The sequence below is a fragment of the Paenarthrobacter sp. Z7-10 genome (assembly GCF_026932795.1).
Lineage (GTDB): Bacteria > Actinomycetota > Actinomycetes > Actinomycetales > Micrococcaceae > Arthrobacter_M.
The window spans coordinates 117,065-125,664 of the sequence record NZ_JADPVH010000003.1 but is presented as its reverse complement, the minus strand read 5'-3'; the positions used below and the strand labels follow the sequence as shown (position 1 = coordinate 125,664).

Here is an 8,600-nt window from a genome sequence, read left to right as displayed (position 1 = left end):
AGGGGTGGAAGCTTGACGCTTCCACCCCTGCTGCTTTTGGTGGGCCCTGTGGGGCTCGAACCCACGACCCACGGATTAAAAGTCCGATGCTCTACCAACTGAGCTAAAGGCCCATACCAGCCCACGGCAACAACCTGCTGCGGACGCTACCTAGAATAGCGCACACACCCCCGCGGCCGGCAATCGCCGCGGCCTGCAGGGCTGTTCGGGCCCAAGGCGGGAGCAGGCTGGCAGTCCGGCCCGGATCTCGACCAGCCAAAAGCACAGGAGTAGTGTCGGGATATGAGTGAAGCAACAGGATCCAGTGTCCCGCGGCCACACCGGCCGCTGCCTTTTGCACCGATGGATTTCGAACCCTTTGCCGGTGGTGCGGATCCGGCCAGGGTTTCGGAGGCGGCGCACTTGGCCGCCCACGCGCTCGTGCACCGCGGTCGGGAAAGCGACGACCCTGCCGTCACCAAGCGGCTGGTGAAATTGGCGGATCAGCAGGGCCTGGAGGTCATCGCCGAGCTGTGGGCCGAAAGTCCGGCCCGATCGCTTCCCGGTGCCCTGTGGCGGCTCTACGCACTCCGGGCGGCCACCGTGCAGGATCCGCACCGGGTTTCCGTGTACTTCAAAGCGGGCAAAGACACGGCGCAGGTGGCGCATGCCGTGGCCGGGGTTGCTGAACCGCCGGGGGCGGACGAGCTCAAAACGATGGCTGATGCCATCCTCTCCGGCGCATTTGATGGTGAATTCGACGTGGCGCTGGAACGCTCTGCCGCCTTCTGCCGGGTAGTGGCCCTTGGCCAGTCCCGGGTGGCCGACGACCGTGAGCCTGCCAATGGCGACCATGCCGGCAAGCTGACCCGAAATGCCCACCAGCTGGTGAAAACGGCAGAGGACCTGGAAAGCGCCGCAGCCGCCTGGCGGCTCGGCGAATTGGACTAGCTCGAGCCGGATTGGACCGGCGCCGCACCGGATTGGACTGGCGCAGTGGCCCAGCAGACGCCGGATATGCACCGCGACCGCACAGGGTGTTTGACATGGACCCGCCAAAGTAGAAAACTGATGGTGGTGTCGAACTGCGGAACCCCCGGGCTCCACTTTTTAGCCGCTTTGAGCGGCCTAACGCCGTGAGGCGCTCCCGGTTCGGCACCATTTTTATGCCCAAGTTCCTGCCTCCACGTGCCCATGCCGCGGATGGCCGCCGGAGATCCGATCGGAAGGGCACCGCCATGAAACTTCGCCTGTTTCCGCAGGAGAGAGCCGGACTCCACATCCTGGCGAAAATGGCCGGGCAAATCGTGCTGGGCGTGCACACCCTCTCGGAACTGTTGGGCGCCGCGCCACAGGATTTTGACGCGCTGGCCGAGCGGCTGCACCAGCAGGACGCCACCTGCACCGAGCTGCATGCGGCTCTGCTGACTCACATGCGCACCAGCTTCATCAATCCCCTGCCGCGCGAGGACCTGTACGCACTTTCGCGGTATCTGACCGAGGCGATGGAGAAGCTCGATGGCGCCGCGGAGCTGATCGCGCTGTACAAACTGGAGCGCATCCCCCGCCGGGCCTCCGATCAGCTGGAGGTCATCGCCCGCCAGGCCGAGCTGACTGTCGAGGCGATGCACAAACTGGAGGATCTGGATCAATTGGAGGAATACTGGATCGAGATCCTGCGGCTGGCCAAGCGCGCGGAGCGTACTCACCGGGTCTTCGTCAGCGAACTACTCAAGGACAACACACCCCTTCAGTACGCCCGGTACCGAGACATCGCGGACCAACTGGTGGATGTGACAAGGGAGATGCGCCGGGTGGCCACCCAGGTGGGCAGCATCATCGTGCAGGAATCGTAGGTGCAGCTGTTCCTGCTGGGACTGGTCTGCACCCTGGCCGCAGTCTTCGCGTTCCTCAACGGTTTCCGTGATGTCTCCTCCGCCGTGGCCGTGGCCGTACGGACCCGGTCCCTGACGCCCACCGTGGCTGTGATCCTGGCGGCCCTGTTCAACCTGGTCGGTGCCCTGCTGAGCGTTTCGCTCGCCGTCGCCCTCAAAGACCGTCTGTTCGCCGTTCCCCCGGGCCCTCCCGGGCTTGGTCTGCTGGCGGCCGGTCTTGCGGGCGCCTGCATTTGGGGCGTGTACCAGTGGCGGCGCGGTTACCCGTCGTCGTCCACGCATGCGCTGATAGGCGGGATCGCCGGGGCAGCGGGCGCTTCGTTGCTGCGTGGCGAAGCACCACTGCGGGGAATGGACTCCACCATTCTCTGGCTGGTGGCCGTTCCGCTGCTGATCTCTCCGGTGATCGCCTTCGCCTTGTCCTTCCTGGCGGTATACCCAGCCGTCTGGGCTACCCGGCACTCCCAGCCCAGCTTCGTCAACCGCCGTGTCCGGCGCGGCCAGGCGGTGGGCAGTGCCGCCGTCGCCTTTGGCCACGGGCTTCAGGATGGGCAGCGGACGACGATGGTCATACTGCTTGCGCTGGCCGCCGCCGGTCTGCTATCGGAGGGCCGCGTTCCGGTCTGGGCGCAGCTCTTTCCCGCTGTCCTGCTCGCCGCCGGCACGCTGGCCGGAGGCTGGCGGATCTCCCACACGCTGGGCAGCCGGCTGACCAAAATAGATCCAATGCGGGGGCTGGTGGCACAGCTGGTAAGTTTTGTGCTGCTCTTCGTCGGTGCGATCGGGCTGCACCTCCCGCTGTCCACCACACACACCGTGACGTCTTCGATCGTGGGAGCGGGGATCAATCAGCGCATTTCCGCCACGAATGGCCGGCTCTGGCTGCGGATCCTCGGCGCCTGGATCGCCACCCCCCTTGCCTCCGCACTGCTGGGCGGCATCCTGTTCCTCGCTGTTTCGCCGCTCCTTTAGAGTCGGGCGCCGGTTATCCGAAGCGGCCGGAGACGTAGTCCTCGGTGGCCTGCTGGACCGGGTTGTTGAAGATTGTGGTGGTATCGGAGTATTCAATAAGCCGTCCCGGCTTGCCCGTCCCGGCGATATTGAAGAACGCGGTCTTGTCCGACACGCGGGCGGCCTGCTGCATATTATGGGTCACGATCACCACGGTGTAACTGTCCTTCAGCTCGTTGATAAGGTCCTCGACGGCCAGGGTAGAGATCGGATCCAGCGCCGAGCATGGCTCATCCATCAGCAGCACCTCGGGTTCGACGGCGATGGCGCGGGCGATGCACAGCCGCTGCTGCTGACCGCCGGAGAGGCCCTGACCGGGCTTATCCAGCCGGTCCTTGACCTCATTCCACAAGTTGGCACCTTGCAGTGACTTCTCCACCAGAGCCTCGGCAGTGGCGCGGGGAATACGCTTGTTGTTCAGCCGCACCCCGGCCAGCACGTTTTCCTTGATGGACATGGTCGGGAAGGGGTTGGGCCGCTGGAACACCATGCCGATCTGCCGGCGCACGGTAACCGGATCGACGCCGGCGCCGTAAAGATCGTCTCCATCAACGAGCACTTGGCCCTGCACATGCGCGCCGGGTATTACCTCATGCATCCGGTTCAACGTCCGCAACAGGGTGGACTTGCCGCAGCCCGACGGGCCGATGAAGGCCGTCACGGATCGGGGAGCAATGTCCATGGTGACGTCCTGGACGGCCATGAAATCGCTGTAGTAGACATTCAGGTCTTTTATGTTAACGCTCTTGGACATCGATTTCCTTGACGAAGTGGAAGTTGGTTCGCTGCTGTTCCGGCTGCACACTCAGCGGCCGGTCTTGGGCGCGAAAATCATCGCGATGATCCGCGCAATCAGGTTCAGCACGATCACCAGCGCCACCAGCAGCAGCGCCGCCCCCCAGGCCTGGTCATTGGACAGGGCAATGTCCTGTCCCGGGAACTTGTATCCGGTATAAGCCATCACCGGAAGAGTCTGCATCGGCCCGTTGAGCGGGTTGCCGTTGAAGGCGTCGGTGAAACTGGCGGCCATGAAAATGGGAGCCGTCTCACCGATGACGCGGGCGATCGCGAGGGTGACGCCGGTCGCCAGGCCGGCGATCGCCGTCGGCACAACGATCCGCATAATGGTCACGTACTTGGTCACGCCCAGCGCATAGGAGGCCTCGCGCAAATCCGCCGGAACCAGCCGCAGCATTTCCTCCGAGGAGCGCACCACGGTGGGAATCATCAGCACGGACAGGGCGACGGCGGCCGAGAGTCCGCTGAACGCCTTCGGGCCGACCAGCAGGCTGAAAAGCGAGAAGGCAAACAGACCGGCCACGATGGAGGGAATGCCCGTCATCACATCAACCAGGAAATTCACCACCCGCCGCAGCCAGAAAGTGGGCGCCGCGTACTCCACGAGGTAAATCGCGGTCAGCAAACCAATCGGAACGGAGAACAAGGTGGCGAGGCCGGTGATCTCCAACGTGCCCACGATCGCCTGCAGCGCGCCTGGGGAACTGACAATCTCCAACGTGTTCGGGTTGATCGTGGGGCTGCCGCCGGACGTGAAGACGAAGGCGGGGGAGATGATTCCGATGCCCTTGCTGAAAACGGTCCACAGGGTCGAGACCAGCGGAGCAAGAGCCAGCAGGAACGCCACCGTCACCAGGCCGCGAACGAAACGGTCCATTGCCTTGCGCCGGTTTTCGATGGCCGTCGAGAGCGCGGAAATAAGGATCAGGTAGAAAACCGAGGTGAAGGCGGCCAGTCCGAATGCATTGAAGCCGATCAGTCCCATTACGGCCGCGGCGAGCACGAAGGCCACGCCCAGGGTGTAAAGGGAGGCGAAGCGCGGTAACTGGCCGGTGGTCAGTCGGTTGCGCGTCGCTGGGATCTTTAAGGTGCCCGAGCCGCTCATGACCGGCCTGCCGGGCTGCGCTGGGAAGTATCGATCGCGGTTTCGGCGCCCGCTTCGGCCGCCGCAATGGCTATTGCCTTGGCCCTTGGCTCGGTCCTGGGCCTGACCCACAGTTTCCGACCGCCTGGCTTTGCATTCAGGATCAGCCTCGCAAGCATGTTCACGGCAAGGGAGATCACGAAGAGCACCAGACCCGTCCCAATAAGCGCGTCACGCTGCAGTCCACTGGCGATCGGGAAGTTGAGCGCAATATTGGACGCGATGGTCTGAGAATTTTCACCCTCCGTGGTCAGTTTAAAGGAGACAAGGATGGCCGGCGAGATAATCATGGCGACGGCCATCGTCTCCCCCAGGGCCCGACCCAGCCCCAGCAGGATGGCACTGACGACGCCAGACCGTGCGTATGGAAAGACCGTCAGCCGGATCATCTCCCAGCGGGTTGAGCCGAGGGCAAGCGCAGCTTCCTCGTGCAGCTTGGGGGTCTGCAGGAAGATTTCGCGGGAAATCGAGGTGATGATCGGCAGAACCATGACCGCCAGCACCACAGCGCCGGTGAGGATGCTGGAACCGGTCGAGGTGACCTTGCCGCTGAACAGCGGAATCCAGCCCAGGTACTCATTGAGCCATACCTGCATAGGCAGCAGGAAGGGGCGCATCACCAGGATGCCCCACAGGCCGAAGACGACGGACGGGACGGCGGCCAGCAGGTCCACGATATAGCCGAGGAAACCCGCCAGTTTCCGTGGGCTGTAGTGCGAGATGAACAGGGCGATCCCGACGGCGACGGGGGTGGCCATCAGCAGCGCGATCACTGAAGCCCAGACGGTGCCGAAGGCCAACGGTCCCACGTAGCTGAAAAAGCTGGCGAAGCCGCCCGTGGGGCCGGTGCTCAATTCCGGCGTGGTCTGCCAGTTGGCCAGGATGGCCGGCAGCGACCTGACGATCAGGAACAGTGCCACCCCGGCCAGGATGACCATGATGGAAACCGCAGCCGAGGTGCTGAGCAGGCGGAATATACGGTCTGCCGGCCGTGCCTTGGTGGCAGCCGACATCCTCGGGCCGACTCTGGAGGATTCGCTCACGTAATGCTTCCTTGGACGGGGTAGGGCGGAGTGGACAACTCGAAAAATCCGGATTTCCCCGCCGGAGCAGGGAAATCCGGATCCGGCTGAGTTGCCAGGATTAGGAAATCGTCTTCAGTGTGGCGCTGATTTTTGTCGCCAGATCGGCCGGAATGGGTGCGGAGCCTGCATTCTTGGCGGCGATCTTCTGACCCTGGTCGCTGATGATGTAGCCAATGTAGGCGGTAACAAGTTTCGCCTGCTTGGCATCCTTGAACTTAGTGCAGAGGATGTCGTAGGAGATCAGCGGGATCGGGTAGGCGTCTCCCGAGGTCAGCTTGGTGTAGTCGATATCCTGGGACAGGTCACCGGCCACGGTGGTCTTCGCCGGTGTCACGGCTGCCGCGATGGCCTTGGTGACGGCGTCCTGGCTGAAGGCGACATAGGTACTGCCGGCCTTGATGGAGGCTGCCTTAACATCACCGATGGAGCTGTGGTCCGCGTAACCGATGGTGCCGTCGCCGGCCTTGACCGTATTGACCACGCCTGAGCCACCCTGCTGAGCGGATGAGCCCGCAATGGGCCACTTATTACTGACCGGGCTGGTCCAGACGCCGGGTGCAACCTGGTGCAGGTAGTTGCTGAAGTTCTGCGTGGTCCCGGATCCGTCCGAACGCGTCACAGTGGTGATTGCGGTACTTGGCAGCGTCACGCCGGGGTTGTCCGCCTTGATGGCAGCGTCGTCCCAGCTCTTGATCTTCTGCGCGAAGATTTTCGCGAGCGTGTCGGAAGAAAGCTGCAGTTTATCGACGCCCTTGAGGTTGAAGATAATGGCAACGCCGTCGGTATAAACCGGTAGGTTCACCGCGCCACCGGGACCGCACTTTTCCTGCGCTTTGGCGGCCTGATCCGGCTTAAGGTAGGCATCCGAACCGGCAAAGTCATACGTACCGGCGAGAAAGTTGGTAACGCCGCCGCCGGAGCCCTGCGACTTGTCGTAGTTGACGGTTACACCCGGGGCCTGCGCCTTGAATCCCGCCGTCCAGGCCGCCTGGGCGTTGGCCTGCGCGCTGGATCCGCCAGCCGTGATCGTGCCGCTGAGGCTTTCCGTTCTCGATGAGCCACCGGAGTTGCTTCCCGCTCCCGGTGCTGACGCACCGGTGTTGGAGCCGCCGCATGCGGTCAATGCCAGAGCGCCGGCGGCGATAACTGCCGCAACGCGGCCAAAGCGAAGAACCTTCACTGGTGTTGCCCCTTTCCAGGGAAATAGCTGAGAGTCGAAGACCCCACTGTGGGACCTTTCAAAATCGGCGGAGCCACCCGGAGGCCGGCGCATTGGTTGGCCAATGCATGAGCTGTCCGGGACTGTGTCCTCTTCGAAGTTATGCCGGAGAGGTAACGGGACAGGTAAAGCAAGGTGAACACACGGTAAACAGCAGCGGCATTGTTGTCGTCGACCGCAGCGGCGGCGGTTGCTTCGACACTGTGCCGGCGGCGACGGCGTTGCTTCGGGACCGCGGCGGCTTGGACCGCTGCCGCAGCAGCGGCCCCTCCTGGGATTGCGGCGGCTGCGGCGGCGGGGACGGCCTGCGCCTAGACTTGGCGCATGCCGAGCGGAAAGGGACCCACAGCTGCCCTGGGCTTCCTGAAGTCCAGAACCAGGGTGGGCCTGCGGCGCAGTTCGAGGTCCCTGCTGCCGGCCGGGCAGATCACTATTTGTGCGGTCGGAGCCTACGCCTTCGCACAATACGTGCTCGGCCACAACGGTCCCCTGTTCGCCGCCACTTCGTCGATGATCGCGCTGGGTTTCTCGCGCGATCCCCGGCTCCGCAGGGTCTTGGAGGTAGGTGCGGGCTGCACGTTGGGGATCGTGGTGGGTGATCTGCTGCTGCATTGGCTGGGCTCGGGGATCTGGCAGGCCGCCCTCGTGCTCTTCTTGTCCATCATGCTGGCCAGATTCCTGGACGGCGGGAACATCTTCACCACCCAACTTGGTTTGCAGTCGCTGCTCGTGGTCCTTTTGCCCGTACCGGCAGGCGGGCCATTCACCCGCAGCATTGACGCCGTCGTCGGCGGTTGTTTTGCCCTGGCGATCGCCTTCTTGACCCCGCGCGATCCCCGCCGGGAGCCGAAAAATGATCTGAACAGACTGCTGGGACAGCTCGCCAAGGTGCTTCGCGAATGTGCCGTTGCGCTCACGGACAGCGATTCGACCAAGGCTTGGCATGCGCTGATCAGGGCCCGCAACTGTCAAGTGCTGGTGGATTCGATGCGCACCTCCATCCGATCATCGGGCGAGGTCACGCGCCTTTCTCCCGCATACCGGCGCTATCAGGACGAAATCGAGGGTTTGGCCAAGTCGCTGGACTACATTGACCTGGCCCTGCGCAACAGCCGCGTTTTCGCCCGCAGGCTGACCAGCGCCATCAATAACGCCGCACTTTCGGACCACGGGATCCAAGCCATCTCGCTGGTCCTGATCGATACGGCGGATGCGGTCGAGGAACTGGCGACGGGGCTTTCCGATCCGCAGGCCGCCGCGCGCTCGCTGCATCTGCAGAACGCCCGTTCCACTCTCTCCGGCATTGCGTCGGGGCTGCACCCCCAACAGATGGGCATCGAACGCCTCGAGGGTGAAACTGTGGTGATGCTCTTCCGGCCGTTGATGGTGGACCTGCTTGAGGCCGCGGGCATGGACGCCGATGACTCCCGCGACGCGCTGCCGCAGCTCTGATCGGATACTGTCGGTGG

The 8,600-nt window shown here is 63.7% G+C and carries 8 protein-coding genes and 1 tRNA gene; 4 read left to right on the top strand and 5 right to left on the bottom strand.

What is annotated here, in order from left to right:
* Nucleotides 1-37: 37 nt before the first annotated feature.
* Nucleotides 38-113 (bottom strand) — tRNA-Lys (locus IV498_RS02035).
* Nucleotides 114-282: 169 nt separating this feature from the next.
* On the opposite strand from IV498_RS02035, the gene IV498_RS02030 reads away from it, so the two are divergent.
* From IV498_RS02030 to IV498_RS02020, 3 genes are all read left to right on the top strand, one after another.
* A complete protein-coding gene (locus IV498_RS02030) occupies nucleotides 283-930 on the top strand; it encodes a hypothetical protein (RefSeq protein WP_269044887.1) in 648 nt (215 codons plus the stop codon).
* 287 nt (nucleotides 931-1,217) lie between these two features.
* On the top strand, nucleotides 1,218-1,835 hold the full coding sequence (locus IV498_RS02025) for a DUF47 domain-containing protein (RefSeq protein WP_269044886.1): 618 nt from the start codon (nucleotides 1,218-1,220) through the stop codon (nucleotides 1,833-1,835).
* Complete coding sequence (locus tag IV498_RS02020) at nucleotides 1,836-2,846, top strand: inorganic phosphate transporter (RefSeq protein ID WP_269044885.1); 1,011 nt, start codon at nucleotides 1,836-1,838, stop codon at nucleotides 2,844-2,846.
* A gap of 13 nt (nucleotides 2,847-2,859) precedes the next feature.
* Here the strand turns inward: IV498_RS02020 and pstB are convergent, their stop codons facing one another.
* From pstB to pstS, 4 genes are all read right to left on the bottom strand, one after another.
* A complete protein-coding gene (pstB, locus tag IV498_RS02015; protein WP_269044884.1) occupies nucleotides 2,860-3,639 on the bottom strand; it encodes a phosphate ABC transporter ATP-binding protein PstB in 780 nt (259 codons plus the stop codon).
* A 51-nt stretch (nucleotides 3,640-3,690) separates the two neighbouring features.
* Nucleotides 3,691-4,788 carry a phosphate ABC transporter permease PstA gene (gene pstA, locus IV498_RS02010; protein WP_269044883.1) on the bottom strand — a complete coding sequence of 366 codons (1,098 nt, stop codon included), beginning with the start codon at nucleotides 4,786-4,788 and terminating at the stop codon, nucleotides 3,691-3,693.
* The gene (gene pstC, locus IV498_RS02005; protein WP_269044896.1) at nucleotides 4,785-5,840 is read right to left on the bottom strand and encodes a phosphate ABC transporter permease subunit PstC; all 1,056 of its coding nucleotides are present in this window, start codon (nucleotides 5,838-5,840) and stop codon (nucleotides 4,785-4,787) included. The genes pstA and pstC overlap by 4 nt, the downstream gene beginning before the upstream one ends.
* Nucleotides 5,841-5,970: 130 nt before the next feature.
* Nucleotides 5,971-7,092 carry a phosphate ABC transporter substrate-binding protein PstS gene (gene pstS, locus IV498_RS02000; protein WP_269044882.1) on the bottom strand — a complete coding sequence of 374 codons (1,122 nt, stop codon included), beginning with the start codon at nucleotides 7,090-7,092 and terminating at the stop codon, nucleotides 5,971-5,973.
* Nucleotides 7,093-7,455: 363 nt separating this feature from the next.
* Here pstS and IV498_RS01995 point away from each other — a divergent pair, with 363 nt between their 5' ends.
* On the top strand, nucleotides 7,456-8,583 hold the full coding sequence (locus tag IV498_RS01995; RefSeq protein ID WP_269044881.1) for an FUSC family protein: 1,128 nt from the start codon (nucleotides 7,456-7,458) through the stop codon (nucleotides 8,581-8,583).
* Nucleotides 8,584-8,600 lie beyond the last annotated feature (17 nt).